Annotated in this window: 26 protein-coding genes, 4 tRNA genes and 3 pseudogenes; 15 read left to right on the top strand and 18 right to left on the bottom strand. The window is 67.5% G+C overall.

Going from position 1 to position 26,153, the window contains the following annotated elements:
* Positions 1-143: 143 nt before the first annotated feature.
* Entirely contained in the window at positions 144-506 is a 363-nt protein-coding gene (locus tag BN4348_RS35925; RefSeq protein WP_066910035.1) for an ArsR/SmtB family transcription factor, read from the bottom strand.
* Positions 507-600: 94 nt separating this feature from the next.
* On the opposite strand from BN4348_RS35925, the gene BN4348_RS35920 reads away from it, so the two are divergent.
* Positions 601-2,589: a heavy metal translocating P-type ATPase gene (locus BN4348_RS35920; protein ID WP_308204242.1), complete on the top strand. Its 1,989-nt coding sequence runs from the start codon at positions 601-603 to the stop codon at positions 2,587-2,589.
* Between the two features lie 105 nt (positions 2,590-2,694).
* Here BN4348_RS35920 and BN4348_RS35915 read toward each other — a convergent pair whose 3' ends face one another.
* The 3 genes from BN4348_RS35915 to BN4348_RS35905 are packed head-to-tail and all read right to left on the bottom strand — an operon-like array spanning position 2,695 to position 4,953.
* On the bottom strand, positions 2,695-3,702 hold the full coding sequence (locus BN4348_RS35915; protein ID WP_066910029.1) for a WD40 repeat domain-containing protein: 1,008 nt from the start codon (positions 3,700-3,702) through the stop codon (positions 2,695-2,697).
* Positions 3,699-4,697, bottom strand: coding sequence for a CobW family GTP-binding protein (locus BN4348_RS35910; protein WP_066910026.1), 999 nt, complete (start codon positions 4,695-4,697; stop codon positions 3,699-3,701). The genes BN4348_RS35915 and BN4348_RS35910 overlap by 4 nt, the downstream gene beginning before the upstream one ends.
* Positions 4,681-4,953 carry a hypothetical protein gene (locus BN4348_RS35905; protein WP_142308644.1) on the bottom strand — a complete coding sequence of 91 codons (273 nt, stop codon included), beginning with the start codon at positions 4,951-4,953 and terminating at the stop codon, positions 4,681-4,683. Before BN4348_RS35905 ends, BN4348_RS35910 begins: the two co-directional genes overlap by 17 nt.
* A gap of 431 nt (positions 4,954-5,384) precedes the next feature.
* Between BN4348_RS35905 and BN4348_RS62710 the strand changes: the two are divergent.
* Positions 5,385-5,680, top strand: a pseudogene (locus BN4348_RS62710) (magnesium transporter MgtE N-terminal domain-containing protein); the annotation flags it as partial.
* A 232-nt stretch (positions 5,681-5,912) separates the two neighbouring features.
* Positions 5,913-6,827 carry an alpha/beta fold hydrolase gene (locus tag BN4348_RS35895; protein WP_084453998.1) on the top strand — a complete coding sequence of 305 codons (915 nt, stop codon included), beginning with the start codon at positions 5,913-5,915 and terminating at the stop codon, positions 6,825-6,827.
* 679 nt (positions 6,828-7,506) lie between these two features.
* On the opposite strand, the gene BN4348_RS35890 is transcribed toward BN4348_RS35895, so the two are convergent.
* Positions 7,507-7,578 (bottom strand) — tRNA-Val (locus BN4348_RS35890).
* Positions 7,579-7,755: 177 nt separating this feature from the next.
* Here BN4348_RS35890 and BN4348_RS35885 point away from each other — a divergent pair.
* The 3 genes from BN4348_RS35885 (at position 7,756) to BN4348_RS35875 (ending at position 8,019) form a co-directional block, all read left to right on the top strand.
* Positions 7,756-7,828 (top strand) — tRNA-Gly (locus tag BN4348_RS35885).
* A 28-nt stretch (positions 7,829-7,856) separates the two neighbouring features.
* Positions 7,857-7,930 (top strand) — tRNA-Cys (locus BN4348_RS35880).
* A gap of 14 nt (positions 7,931-7,944) precedes the next feature.
* Positions 7,945-8,019, top strand: a tRNA-Val gene (locus BN4348_RS35875).
* 31 nt (positions 8,020-8,050) lie between these two features.
* Here BN4348_RS35875 and BN4348_RS59900 read toward each other — a convergent pair.
* The 4 genes from BN4348_RS59900 to BN4348_RS35860 all read right to left on the bottom strand — a co-directional run bounded on the left by BN4348_RS59900 (position 8,051) and on the right by BN4348_RS35860 (position 10,889).
* Complete coding sequence (locus tag BN4348_RS59900) at positions 8,051-8,227, bottom strand: hypothetical protein (RefSeq protein ID WP_160040316.1); 177 nt, start codon at positions 8,225-8,227, stop codon at positions 8,051-8,053.
* A gap of 115 nt (positions 8,228-8,342) precedes the next feature.
* On the bottom strand, positions 8,343-9,488 hold the full coding sequence (locus BN4348_RS35870) for a PPE family protein (protein ID WP_066910166.1): 1,146 nt from the start codon (positions 9,486-9,488) through the stop codon (positions 8,343-8,345).
* Between the two features lie 448 nt (positions 9,489-9,936).
* Positions 9,937-10,233 (bottom strand): hypothetical protein, encoded by a 297-nt coding sequence (locus BN4348_RS35865; RefSeq protein WP_066910013.1) that lies wholly within the window; start codon positions 10,231-10,233, stop codon positions 9,937-9,939.
* Positions 10,234-10,388: 155 nt separating this feature from the next.
* Positions 10,389-10,889 carry an Rv2253 family sensor-like surface protein gene (locus tag BN4348_RS35860; protein WP_066910010.1) on the bottom strand — a complete coding sequence of 167 codons (501 nt, stop codon included), beginning with the start codon at positions 10,887-10,889 and terminating at the stop codon, positions 10,389-10,391.
* Positions 10,890-11,085: 196 nt separating this feature from the next.
* Here BN4348_RS35860 and BN4348_RS35855 point away from each other — a divergent pair, with 196 nt between their 5' ends.
* A complete protein-coding gene (locus tag BN4348_RS35855; RefSeq protein ID WP_142308643.1) occupies positions 11,086-11,364 on the top strand; it encodes a hypothetical protein in 279 nt (92 codons plus the stop codon).
* 6 nt (positions 11,365-11,370) lie between these two features.
* Here the strand turns inward: BN4348_RS35855 and BN4348_RS35850 are convergent, their stop codons facing one another.
* From BN4348_RS35850 to BN4348_RS35840, 3 genes are all read right to left on the bottom strand, one after another.
* Entirely contained in the window at positions 11,371-12,537 is a 1,167-nt protein-coding gene (locus BN4348_RS35850; RefSeq protein ID WP_066910007.1) for a glycosyltransferase, read from the bottom strand.
* Between the two features lie 154 nt (positions 12,538-12,691).
* Complete coding sequence (locus BN4348_RS35845; protein WP_235852661.1) at positions 12,692-13,570, bottom strand: alpha/beta fold hydrolase; 879 nt, start codon at positions 13,568-13,570, stop codon at positions 12,692-12,694.
* A gap of 56 nt (positions 13,571-13,626) precedes the next feature.
* Complete coding sequence (locus BN4348_RS35840) at positions 13,627-13,962, bottom strand: hypothetical protein (RefSeq protein ID WP_066909999.1); 336 nt, start codon at positions 13,960-13,962, stop codon at positions 13,627-13,629.
* A gap of 408 nt (positions 13,963-14,370) precedes the next feature.
* Here BN4348_RS35840 and BN4348_RS35830 point away from each other — a divergent pair, with 408 nt between their 5' ends.
* Entirely contained in the window at positions 14,371-15,393 is a 1,023-nt protein-coding gene (locus BN4348_RS35830; protein WP_084453997.1) for a methyltransferase, read from the top strand.
* A gap of 6 nt (positions 15,394-15,399) precedes the next feature.
* Here the strand turns inward: BN4348_RS35830 and BN4348_RS35825 are convergent, their stop codons facing one another.
* The 5 genes from BN4348_RS35825 to BN4348_RS35810 all read right to left on the bottom strand — a co-directional run bounded on the left by BN4348_RS35825 (position 15,400) and on the right by BN4348_RS35810 (position 19,366).
* A complete protein-coding gene (locus tag BN4348_RS35825; protein WP_066909993.1) occupies positions 15,400-15,759 on the bottom strand; it encodes a DUF732 domain-containing protein in 360 nt (119 codons plus the stop codon).
* Positions 15,760-15,807: 48 nt separating this feature from the next.
* Positions 15,808-16,746 (bottom strand): cytochrome c oxidase assembly protein, encoded by a 939-nt coding sequence (locus BN4348_RS35820; protein ID WP_066909990.1) that lies wholly within the window; start codon positions 16,744-16,746, stop codon positions 15,808-15,810.
* Between the two features lie 448 nt (positions 16,747-17,194).
* Positions 17,195-17,332, bottom strand: coding sequence for a hypothetical protein (locus tag BN4348_RS60350; protein WP_167670460.1), 138 nt, complete (start codon positions 17,330-17,332; stop codon positions 17,195-17,197).
* Between the two features lie 102 nt (positions 17,333-17,434).
* Positions 17,435-18,919 carry an alanine/glycine:cation symporter family protein gene (locus tag BN4348_RS35815; RefSeq protein ID WP_066909987.1) on the bottom strand — a complete coding sequence of 495 codons (1,485 nt, stop codon included), beginning with the start codon at positions 18,917-18,919 and terminating at the stop codon, positions 17,435-17,437.
* 114 nt (positions 18,920-19,033) lie between these two features.
* Positions 19,034-19,366 (bottom strand): DUF732 domain-containing protein, encoded by a 333-nt coding sequence (locus BN4348_RS35810; RefSeq protein ID WP_308204241.1) that lies wholly within the window; start codon positions 19,364-19,366, stop codon positions 19,034-19,036.
* 97 nt (positions 19,367-19,463) lie between these two features.
* Between BN4348_RS35810 and BN4348_RS35805 the strand changes: the two genes are divergently transcribed.
* The 3 genes and pseudogenes from BN4348_RS35805 to BN4348_RS35795 form a co-directional block, all read left to right on the top strand.
* Positions 19,464-20,201: a Clp protease N-terminal domain-containing protein gene (locus BN4348_RS35805; protein WP_066909984.1), complete on the top strand. Its 738-nt coding sequence runs from the start codon at positions 19,464-19,466 to the stop codon at positions 20,199-20,201.
* Positions 20,202-20,222: 21 nt separating this feature from the next.
* Positions 20,223-20,732, top strand: a complete 510-nt coding sequence (locus tag BN4348_RS35800; protein WP_066909981.1) for a hypothetical protein — start codon at positions 20,223-20,225, stop codon at positions 20,730-20,732.
* Positions 20,720-21,229, top strand: a pseudogene (locus BN4348_RS35795) (GNAT family N-acetyltransferase); the annotation flags it as partial. The gene BN4348_RS35800 and the pseudogene BN4348_RS35795, both read left to right, overlap by 13 nt.
* On the opposite strand, the gene zapE reads toward BN4348_RS35795, so the two are convergent.
* Positions 21,213-22,262, bottom strand: coding sequence for a cell division protein ZapE (gene zapE / locus BN4348_RS35790; protein ID WP_066909978.1), 1,050 nt, complete (start codon positions 22,260-22,262; stop codon positions 21,213-21,215). The pseudogene BN4348_RS35795 and the gene zapE overlap by 17 nt on opposite strands.
* A 33-nt stretch (positions 22,263-22,295) precedes the next feature.
* On the opposite strand from zapE, the gene BN4348_RS35785 reads away from it, so the two are divergent.
* From BN4348_RS35785 to msrB, 4 genes and pseudogenes are all read left to right on the top strand, one after another.
* Positions 22,296-23,039 (top strand): pyrimidine reductase family protein, encoded by a 744-nt coding sequence (locus BN4348_RS35785; RefSeq protein WP_066909975.1) that lies wholly within the window; start codon positions 22,296-22,298, stop codon positions 23,037-23,039.
* A gap of 14 nt (positions 23,040-23,053) precedes the next feature.
* Positions 23,054-24,393 (top strand): annotated as a pseudogene (locus tag BN4348_RS35780) (alpha/beta hydrolase).
* Positions 24,394-24,412: 19 nt separating this feature from the next.
* On the top strand, positions 24,413-25,741 hold the full coding sequence (gene aftC, locus BN4348_RS35775; RefSeq protein ID WP_066909972.1) for an arabinofuranan 3-O-arabinosyltransferase: 1,329 nt from the start codon (positions 24,413-24,415) through the stop codon (positions 25,739-25,741).
* Positions 25,738-26,148 carry a peptide-methionine (R)-S-oxide reductase MsrB gene (msrB, locus tag BN4348_RS35770; protein ID WP_066909969.1) on the top strand — a complete coding sequence of 137 codons (411 nt, stop codon included), beginning with the start codon at positions 25,738-25,740 and terminating at the stop codon, positions 26,146-26,148. The genes aftC and msrB overlap by 4 nt, the downstream gene beginning before the upstream one ends.
* Positions 26,149-26,153: the final 5 nt, after the last annotated feature.

The following is a 26,153-nucleotide window of genomic DNA, read 5'->3' as shown; positions in this document are numbered from 1 at the left end:
GTCGACCTGCTCGAAGAACCCCCTCGCCGGAGTCGACCGGCTCAAGGGGCCTTTCGCGGACAGCTGGCGGCTGATCACGACCGCTGCCAGGGAGTTGTCGAAGTCCGTGCCGCCCCGGAGGCCGCTAGCTCCGCCAATGGAGCTCAGCTGGCGGTTTCGGACCGGTCGGCGAAACCGAGGCGCAGGTGTTCACTGTGGTAGACCGCTTGGTCGAGGAGTTCGGCGACGTGGTTGTCATAGAGGCTGTAGACGATGCTGCGCCCGGTACGGGTGCCGGTGACCAGGCCGAGGTTGCGCAGCAGCCGCAGCTGGTGGGAGACCGCGGACTGTTCCATGCCGACGGCGTCGGCGAGTTCGGTGACCGGGCGGGGGCCTTGGCGCAGTTCGGTGAGGATCAGCAGCCGGCTCGGGGCGGCCAATGCCTGCAGCGTGGTTGCCACGTGTGTGGCGGCCTCGACGTCGAGGCGCGTGACCGGCGGCTCGCGGCCGACCACCCCGTGTCCCATACCCGCAGAGTCTAGCTCACCAGCATGCATGAAGACGTGTTCATCTATTCTGGTATTGTCGGTTGGTCCGTCTCACTAGATCTGGAGGTGCCTGGTGGCCTCGTCGACCGCGACGCAAACACGCCCCACCGTCGCGCCCACTGCTGGGCCGGTGCGGCGGACCCGGTTGTTCGAGTTGCCCGAAATGCGTTGGGCAGCAGCGGCATTGGCGCTTTTCCTGGTGGGCCTCGCGGCCCAGCGGCTGGGTGCGCCGTCGTGGCTGTGGTCGACGCTGTATCTGGCCTGCTACGTCAGCGGAGGCTGGGAGCCGGGTCTGGCCGGGCTGCAGGCGCTGCGCGAGAAGACCCTCGATGTGGATCTGTTGATGGTGGTGGCCGCGATCGGGGCGGCGTCGATCGGGCAGGTGATGGACGGCGGGTTGCTGATCGTCATCTTCGCCACCTCCGGCGCCTTGGAGGCCTTGGCGACCGCGCGCACCGAGGACTCGGTGCGCGGGCTGCTGGATCTGGCGCCCGACACCGCGACCCGATTGAGCGTGGGCGGCGGCGAGCAAACCGTCAAGGCGGCCGATCTCGAGGTCGGCGATGTGATCCTGGTGCGGCCCGGTGACCGGATCGCCGCCGACGGCGAGGTCGTCAGTGGCGCGAGCGAGGTCGATCAGGCCACCATCACCGGCGAACCGCTGCCGGTGGACAAGACCGTCGGCGACGAAGTGTTCGCCGGCACCCTCAACGGCACCGGCGCCCTGCGGGTGCGGGTCGACCGTCGCGCCGAAGACTGCGTGGTCGCGCGCATCGCCACCCTGGTCGAGGAGGCCGGCCGCACCAAGGCCAAGACCCAGTTGTTCATCGAGAAGGTCGAGCAGCGCTACTCGCTGGGCATGGTCGCGGTCACCATTGCGGTGTTCGTGGTGCCGCTGCTGTTCGGTGATCCCCTGCAGAGCGCGCTGCTGCGGGCGATGACGTTCATGATCGTCGCGTCCCCGTGTGCGGTGGTGCTGGCAACGATGCCGCCGCTGCTGGCCGCGATCGCCAACGCCGGACGCCACGGCGTGCTGGTGAAATCCGCGGTCGTGATGGAACAACTGGGCACCACCACCCGGGTCGCGTTCGACAAGACCGGCACTCTCACCCGCGGCACCCCCGAACTCGCCGACATCCGTCTTCTGCCCGGTACGGCGTTCACCGACGAGCAGATCCTGCGGCTGGCCGCCGCCGCCGAGCATCCCAGCGAACACCCCCTTGCCGCGGCCGTGGTGCGCGCGGCCCACGCCAGGGGCCTGCAGCTGCCGGTCGCCGGCGAGTTTGCCTCCCAGCCCGGCCGCGGGGTCTCGGCAGTTATCGACGGGCACTTCATCCGGGTGGGTTCGCCTGCGGCGCTGCTCGATTCGGTGCACGATGAGCAAACCGCGCAGGCCGCGGCAGCCCGGGCGGCGGTCGACGGGTTGCAGCACAGCGGACGCACCGCAGTGGTCGTGCTGTGTGAGCAGCAGCCGGTCGCGGTGCTCGCCATCACCGACCAAGTCCGGCCCGAGGCCGCTGCGACGGTTGCGGCGGTCACCGAATTGACCGGCGCCGCACCGATATTGCTCACCGGCGACAACGCCGCGACCGCGACCCGGCTCGCCCGGGAGGTCGGGATCGCCGATGTGCAGGCCGGGCTGCTGCCCGATGACAAGGTCGCCGCCGTGCGTGAGCTCGAGGCCCAAGGAGCGCGGGTGACCGTGGTCGGCGACGGCATCAACGACGCCCCCGCGCTCGCCGCCGCCCATGCCGGAATCGCCATGGGAGGCAACGGATCCGACCTCACCCTGCAAACCGCTGACGCGGTCGTGGTCCGCGACGACCTGACCACCATCCCGACCGTCATCACCCTGTCGCGGCGGGCACGCCGCGTCGTGGTCGCCAACCTGGTCATCGCGGCGACGTTCATCGCCGTGCTGGTCATCTGGGACCTCGCCGGACACCTGCCGCTGCCCCTGGGCGTCGCCGGTCACGAAGGCTCCACCATCATCGTCGGCCTCAACGGGCTGCGGCTGCTCGCTCCCCGCGCCTGGAACCCCGCTCGGGTCGTACGGCCGTGACCACCACGGCGGTGTGGTAGCGGCCGCATCGGCACCAGCTGTGCGGGCGGGGTTGACCGGCCTTTTGGCGACGCTCGATCAGGGCTCGGCATCGGTGTTCGGGGGTCAGGCCCGGCCCGGGGCGTGCGCGACGACGGTGGCGTCGGCCCAGCCGGCCAGCAGCCGACCGGCTGGGTCCCAGCCCACCGCGGTGGCGGGTGAATGCCGGGTGAGCGCATCCAGTGCGCTCAGCGGGTGACCGGGTCGGCCGCGGCGCGGTGTCCACCATGCCACCTGACCGTCGCCGGCTGCCGCGGCCAGCAGCTGGCCGTCGGGTGACCACGCCAGCGAGGTCACCACGTCGTCGTGGGCCCGTAGGATCCGCGGCGTGCTTCCGCGCGGTCCCCGGCCGGTGAAATCCCAGACTGTCACGTCCTGACCGCCGCCAGAGGCAAGCAACGTGGAGTCCGGGGAGAAGGCCAGCGTGCTGATCTTCGTCGGGTAACCCGACATTTCCAGTTCGTCGCCGCGGCGGCCGATGCGCCAGACATGCAGGGTGGCGTCCTGGTTTCCGCTGGCGGCCCATCGGCGGTCCGGGCTGACCGCCAGCGCCAGGAGGGAACCGGTGAACGGCAGAACGTCTGGTGGGGCGCCGCGGGCTACGTGGCGCACGTGCACGCCGCCGTACGCGGCGGCGGCGAAGCGGCGGTTGATCCAGGCCACTCCGGTGACGGTGCTGTCGTGGTCGCTGGCGAACAGCTCAGTGCCGTCGCCGTCGAGGACGACAGCGGTGCGGCCCACCCCGGCGGCGAGCCGGGCGCCGTCAATACTCCACGCCACCGATGAGCACCACCCGCCGTGGCGGCGCCCGACCACTACCCCCGCCGTATCGAGCACATCGACACCGTCGACGGACCCGACCGCGATCCGGTCTGCGGCCGGCGACCACGCCACCGCAAGACAACCCAGTGAGAGGGCCTGCCGATGCTCGACGACGCCGTCAACGGACAGCAGGGTCACCGACCCCTCGGCGCCGGCGACCGCCACCCGGCCCTCTGGCGAGGGGGATAAGGCGACGACCGCATCGTCGACGTCGACACGCCACGTGCTGCTCGTATTGACCGCCGGGCTCACCGCGTCGTCACCAGACAGGCCCCGAAGGCCGACTCCAGTTCCTGGCGGTCTAGGTTGCGGCCGATGAACACCAGCCGGTTCGTGCGCGGTTCGTCCGCATCCCAGGGCCTGCCTTCGGCTCCGTCGAACAGCATGTGAACGCCCTGGAAGACGTACTGCCGCTGCTGACCGGCCAGCGCCAGAATCCCCTTGCTGCGAAAGATGTCGACACCCTTGGCGGCGAGCAGCTGACCCAGCCAGGTGTTCAATTTCTCGACATCGACCTCACCGTCGACCCGGATTCCCACCGACGTCACGGTCAGGTCGTGCTGGTGATCACTCTGCTGCAGGAAAGCGGGGTCGTCGCTCAGCACCCTCTGCAGGTCGAAGGCCCCGACATCGAGGATGAGGTTCAGGTCGACCTTGGCGTTTTGGGCGCGCACGATGTCGGCGCCGCGATTGATGCTGCGCAACCGGTCTTCGACCGTCGCCAGGTGTTCGAGGGTCACCAGGTCGGTCTTGTTCAGGATCATTCGGTCGGCGAAGGCCACCTGCTCGACGGCCTCGTTCTCCACGCCGTCGGGCTTGGCCTCGTCCAGGTGGTCAAGGACGTGCGCGGCGTCGATGACCGTGACGATCGCGTCCAGCCGCAGCTGGTCGCGGACCTCGTCGTCGACGAAGAACGTCTGAGCGACTGGCGCGGGATCGGCGAGTCCTGTGGTCTCGATCAGAATGTGGTCGAATCGGTCGCGACGACGCATCAGCGCACCCAGGATCCGGATCAAATCACCCCGCACGGTGCAGCAGATGCAGCCGTTGTTCATCTCGAAGATTTCCTCTTCGGCATCGAGCACCAAGGCGTCGTCGATACCCACCTCACCGAACTCGTTCTCGATCACCGCGATCCGCTTGCCGTGCTGTTCAGTGAGAATGCGATTGAGCAGCGTGGTCTTGCCCGCACCGAGAAAGCCGGTGATCACCGTCACCGGCACGCGGTCGTCAGTCGTGGTCGGCATGCCGATGTCCTTCCGGATAGTCAACGATTGCGGCTCGCAACGCAGACGGGGAGACGTCCGCGCTCGGCTCGGGGAACTTCCAGCTGCGCCTGGGCGGCCCGAGCGCGGCGACCACGGTCTCCAGCGGAGCACATCCCGGCTCGGCGCACGCCAACTGCTGAACCAGCACCGGCGCATCGACGCCGAGGCCACACACCGAGCGGACAACATCCTTCAGCGCGCTGACGTGCGCCGCCGAGGCCCTCGGGGCGGGCACAGACCCCGCACCCCCGCCCGGGTTCACCAGCATGCGCATCCCGGGCCCTCGCCAACCCGCCCCGGGTTGCCCGACATCATGGCTCGGCGAGCGCGCACGCCACCCCTCCAACACCTAATTGAAAATCATTTTCATTAAACTAGCACACCGTCCCCGCGGCGCAAGAAGTCGCAGTCTGCACTGCTTGACCTTCGTGGCGACTCAGACCTTGCGTCTAGCGGTCCGGGTCAAGGAAAGCGACTCCGGCACCTTCCAGGCTATGGCGACGCTAATCAGTTGGCCGACAAGACAAATGATGATTACGCATCCTCGCGAAGCGAGAAGGTGCCAAGCTGCCCGCGTGTTCAATGAACGGCGACACGAACGGCGCGACTGACTCAGAGCGCGTCATCCATGGAGCTTTGCCGTTATCCGCTATTCGTGACCGCATCAGCGGTGTCGAGCTATTCGAGTCCGTTGACGACAAACTGGCCGCGCGGGCACTTCAGGCGATGGACCCGCCGCTGGCAGCCCCACTACTCGATGCCCACGACTCCCGACAACGCCGCCAACACCCTGCGCGGGCTTAAAGGGACCCAAGCGGGAGACATTACTGACGTTGCTGCCGATGGAGCAAGCAACGGTTCTGCGTGCGCTGTTCAACCGGCCCGAGGACTCCGCCGCGGCACACATGGTGCGCGACACGCTGACCGTGCGTCCGAACATGACGGTTTCGGAGGCCGTCGCCAGGTGCTGGGGTCGCAATGAGTCGCGGTTCCTCAATCTCGTTGACTGGCAACATGAGATGCCTGTGGTGGCCGCCGATACCGGGATTCAGTCGGTCCTCTTTGGCATGGTCTTTCCACAGCAGATTGGGGCCTGTAGGCCAGGGGCAGGTGGGCGGAAACGCCGAGCGGCGACGGCGTGAAGCGTCCGTCTCGTACTTCCGCGCGTGCATCGGTCCTGGCTAAAATCGGGGCATGGATAGGCCGTATCGGCAGTTAATTGATATCGGTGACCGGGCGGTGTGTGTCCGCGTGCGGGGCAGTGGCCCAACGGTCGTGCTTGAGGCCGGAGGTGCGGGTGGTGCCGGTGAAGGCACCACGGGCGCCTACGGCGACTTAGAAGAACGCCTGGCTTCGTTTGCGACCGTGCTGACATATGACCGTGCCGGCAGTGGGTGCTCTGATGGCCCAGCGCATCGTGACGTTGCAGCGATGGCAGACGATCTGGGCGCGATCATCCAAACCACGGGGTGTGTAGCACCGGTGGTCGTCGTCGGTTGGACGCTTGGGGGTTTGGTCGCAGAGATGTTCGCTGTGCGACACCCCGACAAGGTTGCGGGTTTGGTGTTGCTCAACCCCACGGAGATGCCCACCGAGTCGCGGCTTAGCCGGTATCGCTTGCTGGCCTATGGGCTGGTTTCTGTTCTGGTGTCGAACGTTGTAATGAGGCTTGGGGTGTTTCGAACTCGCACCGGCCGAAAATTTGTTCGGCGCAGGACTGCGTCAGCGGGTGCCAGCACGGATGCGCTCGACTACGTCGAGCACTTCTTGTTGCATCCCCCGCGGGCGCGGTGGTCGTATGTGCCGGTGCTGCCGCAGCTTTTCGGCGGCTATGCACGTGAGACGGCCGCGGCGGTGCGTACGGCAGCGTCATTACCGGATGTTCCGGTGCGGGTGCTGGTGCCGCAGAATCGCGGCGGCAGATCGCGCGGCTGGGTTGAGCGTCTTGATGTCGCTCATCGCGCGCTGGCTCAACGGTTTCCACAAGGAGAACTCATTACCGTTGACCAGGCCGGTTACTATTTTCCGATCGACCGGCCCGACGTGGTCATCGAGACGGTACGCGATGTGCTTGGGCTGGATTCAGATACCCACATGACCACGACCTAGCAACCGACCGCGCTCGTTCTGCCGAGCCTCCTCGCTTGGGTCAACCAATCGCAGGTGAGAGAGAAAACGAGACGTTCGGAACCTCTGGATTCGAAATGCGCTCTGGGCCAGTGCAATCGGTACTGCAAGGGATCATTGCCGAAGCCGATCGCCGCACCACCTGTCGCCGCAAATGACTTCGCCGTCACGCCGCACGTGTGAGAAATACCTCGGCGCTGAACGACGTCGCGTCCATTTCGTTCGGTCCGTCGACCCGGACGGGACTACCCACTTGACAGTTAGAACCACCGGAGGTCTGTAACGACCTAGTGGGTGCGTAGGACTGTCACCCACATGCCTCCGGGTCTGCTTTTCGTCCGTGGGGAACAGCGTTAAAGTACGGAGGAGGAATTCGACGCATCTTGATATCGCCGATATCCAGTGCTGTGCAGTTGGAACGCGACAGTTCCCGTCCATGTCGGGCATGTCTTCGACGACGCAAGGTCCCCTCACGAAATTGCGGTCCGATCGTCGCCCTGCGCCCGCATGACCTTCCGCTCACACCCGGCGCGAAACGGCAGGTCCAGACACATGTTCCGCCGACCATCCGCCGCCCGATACGGAAAGAGTGCGGATAGTCGCCCTATCTCAAGCCCACCAAGATCACAGAAATGCGCGCCTGACCTGCACCGTCTCGAGGTGGTCCCGGCTGGGATCGAACCAGCGACCTTCCGCGTGTGAAGCGGACGCTCTTCCACTGAGCCACGGGACCCGGCGCCGACGGGCGAACGGTGTCGAAGGGTAGCACGAATCGGACCGCGCCGAACTCGCCACCTGCGTCGCCGGGCGCGCTAGCCTAGAGCGGCAACGTCACCAAGAGATTTGTGCGGTCCCGCTCGATTGGACTATCGTCGTCCTTCGCAACGGGCGACGATCTCGCCCGTTGCGCGCGGACGTAGCGCAGTTGGTAGCGCATCACCTTGCCAAGGTGAGGGTCGCGGGTTCGAATCCCGTCGTCCGCTCGAAGGTGCAAGTGGCATCAATCCCAGCGGTGGAGTGGCCGAGTGGTGAGGCAACGGCCTGCAAAGCCGTGCACACGGGTTCGATTCCCGTCTCCACCTCCAGCTTTTGACCCCCGGCGCGATTAGCTCAGCGGGAGAGCGCTTCCCTGACACGGAAGAGGTCACTGGTTCAATCCCAGTATCGCGCACCAGCGTCTGTGCATTAGGGCTTTCTGGCCGCCATTACCAACCCCACTCGTCCTCGTCCAAGACATCGACGGTGACATCATTGTCGGCGGCCCTTTTCGTCCCGTAGAGGAATGTCAGCAGGGTGCGGTCCCCGTCCAGGGGCTCGGTATCTACGACGGTCGCGTGCCCGATCTTCATGCGGATCCTGTCGCCGGGCTTCAGTTCGTCCACGCGTCGTAGGGGCACACCCACCAGTCAACGCCAGCGAAACTGCGAATGGTGCGGGTTCCTCGTTGGCGCGCCGTCATCGATGTGGATGACCTGCGCGGCCGATGCGGGGCTTGCGTCACCCAGCCGCCGGCGGCCTCGGCATCACTATCAGCCGGGTCCCGTAGCGCGGTATGACGCCCGAGGTCCGCGTTAGCGTCCCCGCCGGCATCCCGGGTACGCCGGGCATACCGGCCCCGACCGCCTCTTCGGTTCCCGGGAGCGTGGTCAGGCCGGTGCCCGACAACGCGGAGATATGGCCGACCGCCGGGGTGGCCCAGCTCGCCGGCACCGACATAGGGCCGATCGACTTGGCCCCGGCAAACACCGCGGACACCGCACCTCCGCTACCGATCGGGGTGCTCGTTGGCAGGGGCACTCCAATCGCCTTCGCGATCGCAGCAGGCACGCTTGCAAACTCCGCCACAATACTGTCCTCGTCGATGGCACCTTTGCCCACAAAACCAGCAATGTTAAGCGTGGCCGGCAGTTGGAAGACCCCAGCCGAAGATAGGTCGCTCCATATTTGGGCGCCGGGCCCATAGTCCTTGAAGAGCCCGCTGTAGGGACCTATATCCCCGAATACGCCTTCGATGCCCTGCCACAGCGTTTGGAGCCACTGACCGATAGGCCCGGTTGCGAGTCCTTGCAGTGCGTTGGCCTGCGCGACGGCATCGGGCTGGGCGGCGGTGCCGGCCGGATTGGTGGTCTGGTTAGGCTGACTGAACGGCACCAACGTCGCCGCCGCCGCGGACGCGCTGGAGTAGCCGTACATGGCGGCGGCGTCCTGGGCCCACATCTCGGTGTACTGCGCCTCGGTCGCCGCGATCGCCGCGGTGTTCTGGCCGAAGAAGTTCGTCGCTATCAGCGACGCCAGCTGGGCGCGGTTGGCCGCGATCACTGGCGGGGGCACCGTCATCGCAAAAGCCTGCTCGAAGGCCGCCGCGGCGGCCCTGGCCTGCATGGCGGTCTGCTTGGTCTGCTCGGCGGTCGTATACAGCCAACCTATGTAGGGGGTTGCCGTGGCCGTCATCGACTCCGAAGCGGGGCCGCGCCAGTTCAAGGTGCTCAAGCCCGAAACCACTGATTGGTAGGTCTCGGCCGTGGTGATCAGCTCGGCGGCCAGGGAATCCCAGCTGCCCGCCGCAGCAAGCAACGAGCCCGATCCTGGGCCGGTGTACATCCGGGCGGAGTTGATCTCCGGGGGCAATACAGCGAAATCCATTGTGTCACATGTCCTTAACTCGACGTCGGCGGCGAACCCCCCTTGCATTGACGGCGGCAGAATATTGGTCGGTGTTTGCTTTGCGACTTGAGACCAAAGCACAGCGCGCCGGGTGATCTGGAACAGATTGGTTATCGCGGCCGGGCCGGGGTTTCCGGCGCCGGCGGCTAAGTTGAGTTCTGGGCGGACCACGCGCACTGGACATGTCCAGCCACCTTTGATTGCGCTGTCCCGAAACTGGCGAGGCGAATCCGGGTCAGTTTGCGGCTTCGGTGACTATCTCGTGTAGACCCTATGAATTTCGCTTGAAAAAAGATACTGCCGAGCTGCTAAGACGACCGGATCCGATTTAGAGACCGCGATGGCCGGCAGGACGGAGCCGACGGTTCGCGCTATCCGTACAGCGTCCAGGAATCGTTGATTTCGTCGGCCCTCGCCGAGGCCTGGGCTACGGGTTCTCCTCGATCACGCACTGCACGATCGCGTCGGCAGAGCGCTGATCGAATCCCATTCCCGCCACCTTCTGCGCTTCCGCGGCAGGAGTAGCACCCGACTTGAGATCCTGCTCGATGAGCCCCACACGATTCATGTTTTGCGGGTCCGGTTCGGTCACCGGGAGTTGCGTAATGTTCGCCACGCAACGGCGGTAGCCACTGAGGTCGGCGCGAGCGAACGGAGCTCCCAGCGGCAGAATCATCGGGGCGATAACCAAAGCGGCGACGGCCGCCACAGAGCTGAAACGCATGCTCGGATCATATCGCCGAATGCGCCGGAGGCAAAGGGTCTTTCACGATCTCCGCACCATGAAATGCGTTGCCGCGCAGATCAATCCGCGGGATGAATCGCGTTGCGGGACAACGCTTTGCAGGTTTGCTGCCGGCCAACCCCGCGCAGGGCCGATCATACGCGATCGGCCGTCATGTACTCCTCGATCCAGCCCTGGCAGGCGCCGCTCGAGATGTCGGCGTGCATGACGCCGGAAAGCGACCCGTTGGCTTGGGGCGTGTAGCGCACCACGGCGTGCGCGGGATTCCATTGAATCGTCGTGTCGGGCATCATGCAGTCCCACTGAAAGTCGCTCTCTTGCTTCCAGGACGACCCGTCCCAGGTGAATTGGACCGGTTGCGGAACCGTCGGGTTGGTCGGCGGAGGTCCGCTGACGATCGTGGCGACGCACTTCCCGTTCGAACAACTCGAGCGGAACCCATAGGTCACGGTGTGCTGCACCTCGGGGTCACCGACGGCCATGCTGGTCCCGGACTTCGGGGCGACCATGAACGTGACCGCGTACTGGCCGTTCCAGGAGGGATTGTCGGCCGGGGCGATCGGGGCAAGCGTCAGCGCGATGACGAGCGGCGCGGCGCCGACACCGACGAGTCCGCACAAACCGGTTGGGGCCATCGGTTTCTCCTCTGGGTCCGCAGCAACGTGGGGACGGAAGCGCCAGCTTCTTGGAGGTGTACCCAGTCTGTCACCTTATGCCGCGGTCACAGGCCGCCGGGCAAGTACAAGGAATTCGCAAGTGGTCGGCGCTAACGTTCCCCCGATCGCGTCGATGCAAAGAAAGCGACACAGAAACAGGTAAGGAGAAGAGAGCGTGAGGAACAAAATGATGCGGGCGGTCACCGGAGCGCTGCTGTCCGGCGCTGTCGCCGCGGCCGGCGTTGGGCTGTCCGCCGGTACCGCCCAGGCGATATGCGACCCGATCTGCCACCACCAATGGTGCCCCGGGCAACCGTTACCGAATTCCAGCGAGCCGATCGGTTGGGACAGAAACGTCTGTCACGACTGGTATTACGCGCCCGGGCCCGGCAGCCAGGTCATCGAGGGAGTGCCCGCGCCGGGGCCGGGAGGCAACGGCTTCCCACTTCCATGAGCCGGCTCAGCCGGTGCGGGCGGCGTCCTCCAGGAGATCGGCGGCGCGCGCGACGCTGTCGGCGGACCTGCTCATCCGGGCCGCAACCTCGCGGGCGCGCGTCGCGTAGTCCGGCGCGAGGATGCGGCGCAGGTCCGCGACCAGCGATTCCTGGGTGGTGGCCGCGAACTGCCGCCCGAAACCGACCCCGAGCCGCTCCAGTCCGGCGGCCCAGACCGGCTGGTCGAGCCACAGCCACACGGCCAGCGTGGGGATTCCGGCCCGCAGCCCCGCGGCCGTGCTGCCGGCGCCGGCGTGGTGAACCACCGCGCGGCAGGCCGGCAGGACGGCCGCGTGGTTCACCTCCTGGACCACCTTGATGTGGTCGAAACGCGGAGCATCGGCGAAGTCATTGGGGCCGCTGCACATCAGCGCCCGCTCCCCCAGCTGCTCGCAGGCCGCACCGACCATGGCGACCAGGTCGGCCGCGGCCGAGATCGGCGTACTGCCCAGGCCGAAGCAGATCGGCGGGCTTCCCTCCGCGATCCACGCCAGGACCTCGTCATCGGCGTCGGTCGGCAACTCGAGCGTCAGCGCGCCGACGAAGGGCCGTCGGCCGTCGGATCCCACCCAGTCGGCGGCCGGTCCGGGCAGGCAGAGCTCGTCGTAGGCCTGGATTTCCAGCGGTATGCCGGATTCCGCCGACTCCGGCAAGCCGAGCGCGCGACGCTGGGCCGCCGCCACTTCCTTCGTCAGCCCCGAATACAGCGTCCCGCCGGACAACAACCGCGCCGGGAAGAAGTGCAGCGCGGCCAGCGGGATGCCGCGGTGCTCCGCGACGGCGCTGGCCAGTTCCTGCTCGTTGAAGCCCGCCAGTACCAGATCGGCGCCCTCCGCCAGCGCCGAGAGCGCCGCGGTCTTTTCCGTCCAGACCCGCGTGAGATGCTCCAGGACCGCGGGCAGCGCGCTGATCGGGTTCTGAGCCCCAAGGACGAAGTGCCCGGCCGAGTTCATCTGCTCCCGCGTGTCCGCTCCGTAGGCGACCGCGGTGACCCCCGCCGCCTCGACGAAGGCCATCTTGTCGGGCGAGACGGTCATCCGTACGTCGTGACCCCGGCGCAGCAGCTCCCGGCCGACGGCGGCGCAGGGCTCGACGTCGCCCCGGCTTCCGTAACCGGCCAGCACGAACTTCATCGGCGGAACCGTAGCATTAAAGTCGTTGCGGCACAGCGCTGCCCGCAGCCGGCTTGAGGAACACCGCTCTGGCGGGCATATTAGGCGGTATGCATGTGATCAGCGGAGTCCGCGACCCGGCGGCGAGCTTCACCTGGAGTGCGCGCGCCGCGACTCAGTGAAACGATTCGACGACCTCGATCAGCTCGTCGGGCGCTTCCCAATTCAGTAGGTGCCCGGCGCCGGGCACGCTCACCAGCCGCGCCCCGGGGACACCGTCGGCAAGCCGGCGCGAATGGCTCTGCGGCGTAGTGCGATCCGCGGTGCCGACCATGACCACGGTCGGCACCCGTATCTCGCCGAGCCGCGGGTACCGATCCTCCCGCGAGAATGCCCGCACGATCGGCAGCAGGGGCCCGTGTTCGTCCAGGTGTTGGTTGAACGCCTCCATGAAGACCGACACCATCATCGGCGACGGGCGCGCCCCGCACTGCGCGGCACCGAACAGCGCCGCGACGGTCTGGTTGCGCACCAGCCCTTGCAGGATGCCGAGCTGCAGCAGCGGGATCTGCAGCCGGTTCTGTGGCGCGCCATCGAGGATCCGACCCGCCCACGTCGCGAACAACACCAGCCCGCGCAGCCGCCGGGCCACGTCGGCATGGTCGAGCACCGCGCGGATGCTGACGAACCCGCCCATCGAGTGGCCGACGAGCACGCCGTCGCGAACGTCGAAGTGCTCGAGGACCGCGGCCAGGTCGGCCGCCATCGGCTCCGATCCGATTCCGTCGGAGCCAAGCGTGGAGCGTCCGTGGCCGCGCTGATCGAACGCGATGACGCGAAACCCGCGCGCCTGCAGCTCGTCCCACACCAGGTTCCACTCCATGACGCGGGCGGTGTAGCCGTGGACGAGGACCACCGGCGGCCCCTGCCCCGCGGCCACGGCGCTGAGCACCGTGCCGTCGGGGCGTTCGAGGAAGACCTGCTCACCCTCCGGCTCGGCCGTAAGCCGTTCGCGCGGAAAAGGATCCGGGTTGCGCCGAATCCGCGCCGTCACCGCCCGCGCGGCGCCCCAGCCCAACAACCCGGCCGCGCCGAGCGCCGTGACGGCCTTCAGGACGGCAGCCCGCTCTTGATGGCCGCGTCCTGCTTCTTCGCGAGATCGAGAACGAAGTCCGGTTGCAGCGGATCGTTTGGCGCGCTTTCGAATTCAAGCACCGTGAAGACCTTGCCCTCGGTGAACATCACGATCGCCTTCGACTTCGAGCCGTCCGGCGACGGCCCCACGGCCAGCTGGCCGCCGGTCCCGACGTCGGCCGGCGTCGGGGCGGCCTTGACGCTGAGCTCCTGAATCCCCTTGGCGCTCTGGTCGAGCGCCTGCGACGCCGCGCCGGCGTCGGAATAAACGTAGATGGTGTCGTCGACCTTGCGGGAGGCGCCCTGATTCATGAACACGCCTTCTGTTCCCGCCGGGTTGGGAACNACACCTCTATATGTGTATAAGCGACAGGGTGCAAGGTATCGCCGGGCACCGCGATGTCGGTGGCGTTGATCAGCAGGTGGCCGTAGTCGGACGGCTGGGCGGCGGCACCGCTCGACGACGGCGGCGCGGCCGACGACGGGGCGGCGCTCGACGCAGCCGATGACGTCGACGACGACGGGCCCGACGACTTGTTGCTTCCGCATCCCGTGAGGGCGACGCCGACCACCAGGGCGCTCGCCGCCAAGCCGGCCGCCATGACCGATACCTTCATCACCATTTGGCTCCTATGGGTTCGGTCGGCAGGCGCCGCGTCTCGCGCAACATAGCGGACCGCCGCGGCCTTGGCTACCCGAGAAACGTGGGAGACTCCGCACATGAGCTCACCCGACGGCACGGCCGCTTCCCCGGCGGAGGTAATGCAGGAGCTGATCCTGGCCGCGTGGGTCTCGCAGGGCATCACCGCGGCCGCCGACCTTCGCGTCGCGGACGCGCTGTCCGCGGGACCGCTGCCGATCGACGAATTGGCCGCCACGGTCGGGGCCGATCCCGACGCGTTGGGCCGGCTGCTGCGGGCCCTGATCGGCCAAGGCATCTTCGCGCGACGCGATGACGGCCGCTACGAGCTGACTCCGATGGCCGAGCTGTTGCGCTCCGATGCCCCGGTATCCGTGGCGCCGATGGCGCGCTTCATCGGCGCGCGCCAACACCGCGAGCATTGGAGCCTGCTGACGGAGGCGATCAAAACCGGGACCTCGGTCGTTCCCGGGTTGCGCGGCGAGGGCTTTTTCGACTACCTGGGCGACGAGCCCGAATTCGGACAGATCTTCAACGACGCCATGACGGGCATGTCCGGGTTGTCGATCGGACCCGTCGTCGAGGCCTACGACTTCACCCGGTTCGCCACCATCGTCGACGTCGCCGGCGGCCACGGCCGGTTGCTCGCCGCGATCCTGGCATCGGCACCCGACGTCCAAGGGGTGCTGTACGACCTGCCCGAAGTGATCGCGGGCGCGCCGGCACTGCTGCAGGAAACCCATGCCGAACGGGTCCGGCTTGCCGAGGGTTCATTTTTCGACAGCGTCCCGACCGGTGCCGACGCCTACATCCTCAAGCACATCATCCACGACTGGGACGACGACGCGTCGGTGCGGATCCTGCGGAACGTCCGGTCGGCCGCTCCCGCCGGCGCCGCGTTACTGCTCGTCGAGACCGTCATCCCCGAAGACGACAGCGCGTCGATCGCCAAGTGGACGGACATGGAAATGCTGATCATCAACAACGGCCGCGAACGCACCGCCACCGAGTACCGCCGCCTGTTCGATGCGGCCGGTTTCGAGATGGTCGGCGTGGTCGATACCGCGTCGCGGTTCAGCATCATCGAGGGCCGCGCGGTTTAACCGAGGCTAATCGCCCGCCGCGCCCTCGGGCTTGGGGCCGCGACCCTCGCCGCTGAGGTACTTGGGACAGTAAGCGCCGACCGCGATCACCGTGAACTTGGCCGCGCCATTTCCGCTAAACCCGTTGCGCTGCTGGAGGTTTCCGATGATTTCGTCCTCGGACGATCCGGTGTCCTCCAACTGGCACAGCGTCTTGGCGGCCGATATCGCGGCGTTGGGATCCTGGTAGGTGATCCCGGCGAATCTGAGCGCGGCAAGGAAGTCGGCGTCCGTCGCCGGGTCGGTGTTCGGGTCTTGGTCGGCGTGCGCCGGCGTCGCCAGGCCCACCATGGCGACGACGGCCGCCACCCCCCGTAGCAATTTCATGACCTGGTGATCGTCCCAGACTCGCGCCGGAACCGCATCCGGGGCACCCTAGCGGCGCCGGAACCGCTCGCGCAGCTCGGGATCGTTCTCCCACCACAATCCCGACGGTGCGGCGGTTTCGCCCTGATCGGCTTCCGCCGCGTCCAACTCGGCGTCGACCTCAACCGCGTGCGCCCTCTCGTCGCGGGACAGCGCGCGCATCAACAACAGCACGAACGGCCAGCCGACCAGGTCCCCGAGGATCCACAAGACACCGGCGCCGATCGTCTGGTCGAGCCGCTGATCCGGGCCCCACGATCGATGCAGTGCCGCGTAGTACGCCGCGCCGATCAACGAACCCTGCCAGATGACCAATCCCAGCACGCCGTCGCCAAGCGCCTCGGCAACGGTGATGAGCAACGAGATCGCCTGGGAGTACCTGCGGGGAACGGGATCCGCCTGCAGTCGAGCGTAAAAATAGCCAAAACCGATGGCCACCAACACGATACGCGTGGGTGCGCCGACCCGTTCGTTGTCGAGGGACGCGGTGTACCAGGCCGTCAGGTAGAGCAGCCACGGCGTGCCCAGCATCGCCAGCGAGGTGGTCAACGGGTGGGCGAGCACGCGCGCGAACCGGGTCGCCAACAGCCGGTCGACGCGCTCTCGCCCGGCCGAGTCGAGCGCGTCGCGCACGACGGTGACCGGCTTGCCCTGGGCCAGGAAGAACGGCACGACGTAGAGCAGCACCAGCACCTGCAGCGCGCGCATCCAGAACAGGGCGTAGGCGTAGGCGCCGACCGCGCTCATCGTCGCCAGCACCCACAGCGCCACACCAACCCCGAAGCAGCCGGCCTGCCCGGGCCCGACCGGTCGCGCCACGCTTCGGCCGCGCAGGTAACACCGGGCATATGCGGCGGCCACCACCACAATGACCGCCGCGGAGGTCAGGTCCAGCTGCCAGGTCTGGACCAGGGCGGCCCACGTCAGCGGACCCGGATCGGCGCGCATGACCACATAGCCTATTGCCGCGAGTCGCCAAGGCAACGGGCTGGCCACGGGGCTGGTTTGTCGGAGCTGACCGAACGCCGCCAGTCGTCCGCCGCGGCGTCGCCGGCGAGGCCGCGTGTAGATTGGTTGGTAGGCCGTTCGTGTTGAGCCTGCCACCTTGGACGTTTTGTCTGCGGATGAGCAGCTCAGAACCGATCGTGCTGCTCTCGACAGATCAACGTTTGTGCCCAAGCCCAACCAATTTAAGGACCCCGCCCGATGAATTCATCGGATTTGTTTTCACATCGCTACGAGCCCGAGGTCGTGCCCGACAGCGGTCGCGACCCGGAACCGACTCAACTCCCGACTTTTTCGGACCGCCCCGCGAGCGATTCGCCGGCTACGCCGCCACGCTGAAACGCGGGCCGCATCGCGAGCGAGCCGGCCGCCTAACGAAAGTCCTTGCGCGTCAGCGCTTCTTGTCGTGAAGTAAGGCCTCGGTGGACGAGACACGAGCCGCCGCCTTGGCGTTTTTGGCGGCGCGCTTCTCTTTCAGAGACTTTCCGGACTTCTTGGTCATGGTTTGCCGCGGAGATTTGTCAGACATGGCCGCCCCTTGATCGTGGGGGCCTTTGTGGTCCCGATGCACTGACCTTACGCCCCGGCGTCCCCAGTCACGTGAGGCCGGCTTCCAGATGATCGGCGACGGCTACGCCGCCGGGCGGCTCATCCGCAAGGACTCGGGCAGGGCGCCGACCGGGCGGCGCTCCGGGATTTCCCAGATGTCGCCGTCGAGGTCACCGGGCAGGCCGGCCGCGCTGGCGACGAAGACCGGCCTTACGCCCCGAGCGGACTGGCGATGAAAGTCGCGCACCGCCGCGAACGCCCACTTGCCCAACAGGCAGATCGCGACCAGGTTGGCGATGGCCATCAGCGCCATCGCGAGATCGGCGAACGCCCACACCACCGTGAGTTGGGACATCGCGCCGAAGGCGATGGCCATCAGCGTCACGACTTTCAGGACGTTGATCGCCAGGTGCCGGCCGCCCAGGAAGAACAGGTTGGCCTCGGCGCAGACGTAGTTGCTGAGCACAGACGCGAACGCGAAGAGGAAGACGACGGTAGTCATCAGCACGGTGGTCCACGATCCGAGGCCGGCGGCGATCGCCGATTCGGTCAGGCTCGCGCCGGCCACCGAACCGGTGTGGGCCGGATCGTAAACTGCGGGGCCCGACATCAGGACGATGAACGCAGTCGCCGTGCAGATCACCATCGTGTCGACGAACACGGCGAGCGACTGAATCAGTCCCTGCTCCACCGGATGTGACACCGTCGCCGCGCCCGCGATGTTGGGCGAACTGCCCATGCCCGCCTCGCACGCGAACAGCCCGCGTTTGACCCCGGTCAGCATGGCCGTCGCGATGCCGCCGGCGAAACCGCCTGCCAGCTGGCGGATTCCGAACGCGCCGCCGACGATCTCCTCGATGACCGCCGGCAGCGCGGTGATGTTGACCGCCACGATGGTCAGCGCCAGCAGCGCATACATCACCGCGACGACCGGGATGACCAGTTCGGCGACCTTGGCAACCCTGCGCACTCCGCCGAACAGCACCGACCCCGCCAGAATCGCCAAAGCCGCTGTCGTCCAACCGACGTCGACGCCGTGCGATGACTTCAACACGCCGCTGATCGCGTTGGTCTCTACCATGTTGAACGCGGTGGAGAACGCGACCACCAGCAGCACGGCGAACAAGACGCCGCCGGTCCGCGAGCGCAGGCCGCGATGGATGTAGAACGCCGGGCCGCCGCGGAAGGCGCCGTCAGCCGAGCGGACCTTGAAGATCTGGGCGAGCGTGGCCTCGATCAGCGCCGTCGCCATGCCGACCGCGGCCACCACCCACATCCAGAAGATCGCGCCCGGCCCGCCGACGGTGAGAGCGATCGCGACGCCGGCGATGTTCCCGGTGCCCACCCGCGACGCAAGGCCGACGCAGAAGGCCTGGAAAGAGGAGATCCCACCGTCTTGGCGATGGGATCTGAGGAGCTGGCGAAGCATGCGGGGAAAGTAGCGGATCTGAATGAATCGGGTGCGCACCGTGAAATAGACGCCAACGCCAAGAAGCAGGTAAACGAGGACGAGGCCATTCAGGGCATTGCTCAGCGGGTCGATCAACTGCGCCTGAACGAAGTCCAAATTGCATCCTTAGCTGGGCCGTAGTTTGCAGCAGCGTAAATGCGCAATGTTGACGACAGGTTTCCTTAACCGGGCGTTCGCGGACGCGAATGTAAAAAACCAATGACGGCGGTGTTATGCGCCGCCATCGACCTTCGTGCTGGTGACCGTCAGGGATTGGGGGCAGTACACGTTGGCCGCGATCGCCGTGAACCTGGCCGCGTTATCGCCGTGCAGTCCGGGGTTTTGAGACTGGACGGTCTTGACGACGTCCGCCATTTGCGTCCCCTTGCCCACCGCCTGGCACACCCATCGTCCGGCCCCGATGGCCGGGCCCGGGTCCGGAAAAGTGATGCCGGCCGCGCGCAGCGAGGCGAGGAAAGCGTCGTCGGCGCCGTCGGCCCGCGCCGGACCGGCCACGCCGACCAGGGCGGCAAGGCTCATCATCGTCAAAAGCAGCGGTTTCACGGCCTACTGATCGTCGCAGAACGGCGGCGGTTCCGCATCCCAAATGTCGTCAACCCAAGGTTGACAGCTTCACGGCCGTCAACCTAGTGTTGACGGCATGTCCGAACCGACGCCCGTCGCCTATCCCGTCCGCCTCGACGAGCTGATCAACGCGATCAAACGGGTCCACCCGGACGTGCTGGACCAGCTCGCCGACGCCGTGCTGGCCGCCGAGCATCTGGGCGAGATCGCCGACCACCTGATCGGGCACTTCGTCGATCAGGCCCGCCGCTCGGGGGCGTCGTGGACCGACATCGGCAAGAGCATGGGCGTCACCAAACAGGCCGCCCAGAAGCGGTTCGTCCCCCGGGCCGAGGCCACCACGCTGGACGACGAACAGGGCTTCGGGCGCTTCACGCCGCGGGCCCGCAATGCGGTGGTGGCGGCCCAGAATGCCGCGCACCAAGCCGGCAACGGCGAGATCACACCGGACCATCTGCTGCTCGGCGTGCTGAGCGATCCGGCCGGGCTGGCCACGCTGCTGCTGCAACGGCAAGAGGTCGACGTCGAGGCGCTTCGGGCCGCCATAACGTTGCCCCCGTCCACCGGCGAGCCTCCCAAACTCATCCCGTTCAGCGGCCCGGCGCGCAAAGCGCTGGAGCTGACCTTCCGGGAAGCGCTTCGGCTGGGCCACAACTACATCGGCACCGAACACCTGCTGCTGGCGCTGCTCGAACTCGAGGACGGAGCCGGGCCGCTGAACCGATGCGGCGTCGACAAGGACCGGGTTGATGACGATGCCGCGGCGGCGCTCGAAGCACTGGCCAGCGGCAAGAACCCCTCCCCCTCCCCGTAGCGCGTGTGCGATCATGCGAGGATGCACCGCTGGCTGATCGCCCTGTCACTGTTGCTGGTTGCCGCCGCGAACGTCGCGGCGCCGCGCGCGTGGGCCGGCGACGCGCCGATCGGCCACATCGGTGACACGTTGCGGGTGGACACCGGCACCTACATCGCCGACGTCACCGTCAGCAGCGTGGCCCCCTGCGATCCGCCCCCGGGATTCGGCTACACGCGCAGCGGCGTGCCGATCAAAAGCTTTCCCGGCAGCACCCCTAACCGCGCCGACGTCACGGTGCGCGCGATCCGGGTGCCCAATCCGTTCATCATGGCGACCGAATTCAGCTTCGACGGCGTGACCCCGTTCGCCGACGCCTACAAACCGCGTGCCACCGACGCGCCCGACGCGCTGGACAACGTGCTCGTCAACGCGCCGAACGGGGCGATCGTGCGCGGCGGGGTGTACTGGGACGCCTACCGCGACCCGGTCTCCACCGTCGTCCTGCTGGACAAGAAGACGGGCTATCACCTCGCCCAATGGAATCTCTGATCCTGGAAGTCCGCGTCGTCGCGACGGGTTCGGTCGACACCGTAGAGCTGGCCGACGTTGCTGCGCGCACCTTTCCGTTGGCGTGTCCCCCCGCGGTGGGCGAGGAAAACATGGCGTCCTTCATCGACGCCAACCTGTCGGCGGAGCGCTTCGCCGAATACCTGGCCGATCCCGACCGGGCGGTCATCACCGCCGCGCGGGGCGGCCGAATCATCGGCTACGCCATGCTCATTCGCGACGCCACCGACGACGCCGCCGAGCTGTCGAAGATCTACGTGCTGGCCGAGCATCACGGCGGCGGGGTGTCGACGGCCCTGATGGACTTGGCGCTGGCCACCGCCGAGGAATGGGGCGCGCGGCGCGTGTGGCTGGGCGTCAACCAGGCGAATCAGCGCGCACAACGCTTTTACGCCAAGAGCGGTTTTGCGATCAACGGCACCAGGAACTTTCGGGTGGGCAGCCGCACCGAGAACGACTACCTCATGGTTCGCGAGCTCGGGTCAGGGCCACCAGCCGCGAAGTGGCCCGCAGATACTTCTTTCGATAGCCGCCCGCCAGCATCTCCTCGCTGAAGAGGCTGTCCAGCTTCGCGCCCGAGGCCACCACCGGAATGCCGGCGTCATACAGCCGGTCGGTCAGCGCCACCAACCGCAGCGCGACGTTCTGGTCGTCGATGCCGTGCACGCCCGTGAGAAACACCGCCGTCACGCCATCGATCAGCGTCAGATACCGCGACGGGTGCATGGTGGCCAGGTGCGCGCACAGCGCGTCGAAGTCATCCAGCGTCGCCCCGTCGACCTGTGCGGCGCGCGCGGCCACCTCCTCGTCGGACAGCGGCTGCGGGGCAGGCGGCAGGCCGCGGTGCCGGTAATCGGGCCCCTCGATCCGCACCGTAGTGAAAATGCTTGCCAGCGTGTGGATCTCGCGCAGGAAGTCCTGGGCGGCGAAGCGGCCCTCGCCGAGCTGCTCGGGTAGGGTGTTGGAGGTCGCGGCCACCGACACGCCCCGCTCGACCAACGACGACAGCAGCCGCGAGATGAGTGTGGTGTTACCAGGGTCGTCGAGCTCGAACTCGTCGATGCACACCGCGGTGTAATCGGCCAGCATCTGGATGCATTCGACGAACCCGAACACCCCGGCGAGCTGGGTGAGCTCGCCAAAGGTGGCGAACGCCTTGGGGTTTGCCGATTCCGGCCCACGTCCAGGCAACTGGTAATAGGCCGAGGCGAGCAGGTGGGTCTTGCCGACGCCGAAGCCGCCGTCGAGGTAGAGACCGACCCCGGGCAGTACGGCCCGCTTTCCGAACCGTTTTCGGCGGCCGGCCCGGCGCTCGACGGCCTGCCGGCAGAAGTCCTGACAGGCCCCGACGGCGGCCGCCTGGGTCGGTTCCGCCGGGTCCGGGCGATACGTCGCAAAGCTCACGTCGGCGAACGTTGGCGGCGGCCGCAATTGGGCGATGAGTCGCTCCGGCGACACGCTCGGATGCCGGTCCACCAGCCGGGGCACTCCGACGGAGGTGGACCCTTGCATGCACCGAATGTAGCGGCGTGCTGCAATCAAGCCATGCTGACGCTGCTCGGGTCCGCCCGCGACCTCGACGACGGCGACCTTTCCCGGCTCTACGCATATCCGGACCGTGACGGCACCTGGTTGCGGGCGAACTTCATCACCAGCCTCGACGGCGGCGCCACCGCCGACGGCAGCAGCGGCGCGATGGGCGGGCCGGGCGACCGGCACATCTTCAACCTGCTGCGCGAACTGGCCGACGTGATCGTGGTCGGCGCCGGCACGGTGCGCATCGAGGGGTACTCCGGCGCGCACCTGGCGCTCGCGCAGCGACAGCAGCGGCAGGCCCGCGGGCAAAGCGAAGTCCCGCAGCTGGCGGTCGTCACCGCGTCGGGTCGCCTCGACCCGGACCTGGCGGTGTTCACCCGGACCGAGGTGCCGCCGCTGGTGCTCACCTGCACGGCGGCGGCCGAGCAGACCCGGCGCCTGATCGGGGACCTGTGCGAGGTCGTCGACTGCTCCGGCGGCGATCCCGGCAAGGTCGACGAGGCCGCCCTGCTGGGCGCGCTCGCGGCGCGCGGAATGCGCCACATCCTGACCGAGGGCGGGCCCACGCTGCTCGGGGCGTTCATCGAGCGCGAGCTGCTCGACGAGCTGTGCCTGACGATCGCGCCGTGTCTCGTCGGCGGCCTGGCGCGGCGCATCGCGGCGGGTCCGGCGCAGGCGCTGACCCGGATGCGCCGGGCCCACCTGCTCACCGACGAGGCCGGCTACCTTTACGGCCGCTACGTCAAGGCCTAGCTACTGTGGTCGGCATGAGTCGGCAGATCGCATCGGCCACGGTGCTGCTCGCGGTGACCGCGCTGGTGGCCGGCTGCGTTCCCGGCCTGGCCGCGGACCCGCGCTTCGCGACCGACTCCGGCGCCCGCCCACAGGGCGTGGCGCCGAGCAAGCCGCCCCCCACCGGCCCGCCGCCCATCGCGGCGCCCAAGAACGACCTGGCCTGGCATGACTGCACGTCGAAAATCTTTTCCGACGCGGCCGTCCCCGCGGCTCCGGGTGTGCAGCTGGACTGCGCGACCTACGACAGCGATCTCGACCCCGTCAACGGCCAGGGCGGAAACCTCACCATCGGTGTGGTGCGCGCCCGCTCGAACCAGACGCCGCACGACGCGGGACCGCTCGTCTTCACCACCGGCTCGGACCTGCCGTCGTCCACCCAGTTGCCGGTGTGGCTGGCCCGGGCGGGCACCGACGTGCTGCAAACCCATCCCGTCGTCGCCGTGGACCGCCGCGGCATGGGCATGTCGAGCCCCATCGACTGCCGCGACCAGCTCGACCGCCAGTCGATGCGCGACCAGGCGCAATTCCAGGCGGGCGACGACCCGGTCGCCAACCTTTCCGACATCTCCAACACCGCCACCACGAACTGCACCGACGCCATCGCGCCCGGCGCGTCCTCCTACGACAACTCGCACGCCGCCTCCGACATCGAGCGGCTGCGCACGCTGTGGGACGTGCCCGCGGTCGCGCTGATCGGGGTCGGCAACGGCGCCCAGGTGGCGCTGGCCTACGCCGCGTCGCGGCCCGACCGGGNGCCAACGCCATCACCGTCGCGCTGGGCTTCCCCGCCGGCGGCCGCGTCGGCGTCACCACGAGCCTGGCCAACGCGCTGGCAGCCGCCCGCTCCGGCGACGCCAACCAGCTGAACAACCTGACCAACCACGCGTACGCCGTCACCGACTCGGACGGCCAGTTCGTCAGCTCCTGCAGCGACGCCGTCAACCGCCCCACCCCCGACCGGGTGCGCGAGCTCGTCGTGGCGTGGGCGAAGCTCTACCCCCAGTTCGGCACCGTCGCCGCACTGAACCTGGTCAAATGCGTGCACTGGCCCACGATTCCGCCGCCGGCCCCGCCGAAAAACCTCAAGGTCGACACCCTGCTGGCGGGCGTGCAGAACGACCCGATCGTCGGCACCGAGGGGGTGGCTCAGACGGCGGCCACCATCATCAACGCCAACGCGGCCAGCAAGCGGGTGATGTGGCAGGGCATCGGTCACGGCGCCAGCATCTACTCGCCCTGTGCGGTCCCGCCGCTGATCGGCTACCTCAGCAGCGGCAAGTTGCCCGGCACCGACACCTACTGTCCCGCCTGACACTTCGCGGCTTGTCCCGGTGTACGGTGCGCTGGTGACCGCAGCTGACTCGACCCGAACCGGCCTGCGCGACGGGATACTGGCCGCCTTTCGTCCCCGCACCGGCGCCCCGAGTGCCGCGACGATACTGCGATCGGCGCTATGGCCTATGGCCATCATGTCGGTGCTGCACCGCAGCATCGTGCTCACCCTGAACGGCAACATCACCGACGACTTCAAACCGGTGTACCGCGCGGTGCTGAACTTCCGGCACGGCTGGGACATCTACAACGAGCACTTCGACTACGTCGACCCGCACTACCTGTACCCGCCCGGCGGCACGCTGCTGATGGCGCCCTTCGGCTACCTGTCCTTCACGCCGTCGCGTTACCTGTTCATCCTGATCAACACCGTGGCGATCCTGATCGCCTGGTACCTGTTGCTGCGACTCTTCAAATTCACGTTGTCCTCGGTGGCCGCCCCCGCGCTGCTGCTGGCCATGTTCTGCACGGAAAGCGTGACCAGCACGCTGGTGTTCACCAACATCAACGGCTGCGTGCTGCTGGCGGAGGTGCTGTTCCTGCGGTGGCTGCTGGACGGCAAGGTCGGCCACCAGTGGTGGGCCGGGCTCGTCATCGGGCTGACGTTGACGCTCAAACCGGTGCTCGGGCCGCTGCTGTTGCTGCCGCTGCTGAACCGGCAGTGGCGGGCCCTGGTGCCCGCGTTGGTGGTCCCGATCGTCATCAACGCGGCCGCGTGGCCATTGGTGAGCGACCCGATGGACTTCGTCACCCGCACGCTGCCCTACATCGGGGGCGTCCGCGACTATTTCAACAGCTCGATCGAGGGCAACGGCGTGTACTTCGGGCTGCCCACCTGGCTGATCGTGTTCCTGCGGATCCTCTTCACTTTGCTCGCGATCGCCGCGTTGTGGCTGCTGTACCGCTACTACCGCACCCGCGACCCGCTGTTCTGGTACACCAGCTCGACGGGCGTGCTGCTGTTGTGGTCCTGGCTGGTATTGCCGCTGGCCCAGGGCTACTACTCGATGATGCTGTTCCCGTTCCTGATGACCGTCGTGCTGTCCAACTCGCTGATCCGCAACTGGCCGGCGTGGCTGGGGGTCTACGGCTTCTTGACGCTCGACGACTGGCTGATCTACCGGTACATGAGATATGGCCGCGCGCTGCATTACCTGAAGATCACCTACGGCTGGTCGCTGCTGCTGATCGTCGCATTCACCGTGCTCTACTTCCGGTATCTGGACGCCAAGGCCGAGCACCGGCTGGACGAGGGCATCGACCCGGCGTGGCTGACGGCCGAGCGGGAGCGGCGCGGTGATCGCGAGAGCGCTAGCGTGGACCCATGACGAGCCCGAAGGTGCAATTGTCCGACGACGAGTGGCGCCGAAAGCTGAACCCGCAGGAGTTCGAGGTGCTGCGCCGCGCCGGCACCGAGCGCCCGTTCACCGGCGAATACACCGACACCAAGACCGAGGGCGTGTACCAGTGCCGGGCGTGTGGCGCCGAATTGTTCCGCAGCACGGAGAAATTCGAGTCGCACTGCGGCTGGCCCTCGTTCTTCGACCCGGCGAACTCCGACGCGGTGATCCTGCGCCCCGACCACTCGATGGGCACGACGCGCACCGAGGTGTTGTGCGCGAACTGCCATAGCCACCTGGGCCACGTGTTCGCCGGCGAGGGTTACCCCACGCCGACCGACCAGCGCTACTGCATCAACTCGATCTCGCTGCGGCTGGTGCCGACGGGCGGCTAGCTCGA

It is taken from the genome of Mycobacterium interjectum, from assembly GCF_900078675.2.
Classification (GTDB): domain Bacteria; phylum Actinomycetota; class Actinomycetes; order Mycobacteriales; family Mycobacteriaceae; genus Mycobacterium; species Mycobacterium interjectum.
This window is presented reverse-complemented; position numbering and strand designations above follow the sequence as displayed.

Bases quoted from the DNA above. Each gene is read 5' to 3' on its own strand.
- msrB (WP_066909969.1), top strand. From the start codon at position 25,738: ATGACGAGCCCGAAGGTGCAATTGTCCGACGACGAGTGGCGCCGAAAG.
- BN4348_RS35830 (WP_084453997.1), top strand. From the start codon at position 14,371: ATGAGCTCACCCGACGGCACGGCCGCTTCCCCGGCGGAGGTAATGCAG.
- BN4348_RS35800 (WP_066909981.1), top strand. From the start codon at position 20,223: ATGCACCGCTGGCTGATCGCCCTGTCACTGTTGCTGGTTGCCGCCGCG.
- BN4348_RS35850 (WP_066910007.1), bottom strand. From the start codon at position 12,537: ATGAAGTTCGTGCTGGCCGGTTACGGAAGCCGGGGCGACGTCGAGCCC.
- BN4348_RS35865 (WP_066910013.1), bottom strand. From the start codon at position 10,233: ATGCGTTTCAGCTCTGTGGCGGCCGTCGCCGCTTTGGTTATCGCCCCG.
- BN4348_RS35925 (WP_066910035.1), bottom strand. From the start codon at position 506: ATGGGACACGGGGTGGTCGGCCGCGAGCCGCCGGTCACGCGCCTCGAC.
- BN4348_RS35825 (WP_066909993.1), bottom strand. From the start codon at position 15,759: ATGAAATTGCTACGGGGGGTGGCGGCCGTCGTCGCCATGGTGGGCCTG.
- zapE (WP_066909978.1), bottom strand. From the start codon at position 22,262: ATGCAAGGGTCCACCTCCGTCGGAGTGCCCCGGCTGGTGGACCGGCAT.
- BN4348_RS35805 (WP_066909984.1), top strand. From the start codon at position 19,464: ATGTCCGAACCGACGCCCGTCGCCTATCCCGTCCGCCTCGACGAGCTG.
- BN4348_RS35860 (WP_066910010.1), bottom strand. From the start codon at position 10,889: ATGGCCCCAACCGGTTTGTGCGGACTCGTCGGTGTCGGCGCCGCGCCG.
- BN4348_RS35820 (WP_066909990.1), bottom strand. From the start codon at position 16,746: ATGCGCGCCGATCCGGGTCCGCTGACGTGGGCCGCCCTGGTCCAGACC.
- BN4348_RS35840 (WP_066909999.1), bottom strand. From the start codon at position 13,962: ATGAATCAGGGCGCCTCCCGCAAGGTCGACGACACCATCTACGTTTAT.
- BN4348_RS35895 (WP_084453998.1), top strand. From the start codon at position 5,913: ATGGATAGGCCGTATCGGCAGTTAATTGATATCGGTGACCGGGCGGTG.
- BN4348_RS35910 (WP_066910026.1), bottom strand. From the start codon at position 4,697: ATGCCGACCACGACTGACGACCGCGTGCCGGTGACGGTGATCACCGGC.
- BN4348_RS35785 (WP_066909975.1), top strand. From the start codon at position 22,296: ATGCTGACGCTGCTCGGGTCCGCCCGCGACCTCGACGACGGCGACCTT.
- BN4348_RS60350 (WP_167670460.1), bottom strand. From the start codon at position 17,332: ATGTCTGACAAATCTCCGCGGCAAACCATGACCAAGAAGTCCGGAAAG.
- BN4348_RS35870 (WP_066910166.1), bottom strand. From the start codon at position 9,488: ATGGATTTCGCTGTATTGCCCCCGGAGATCAACTCCGCCCGGATGTAC.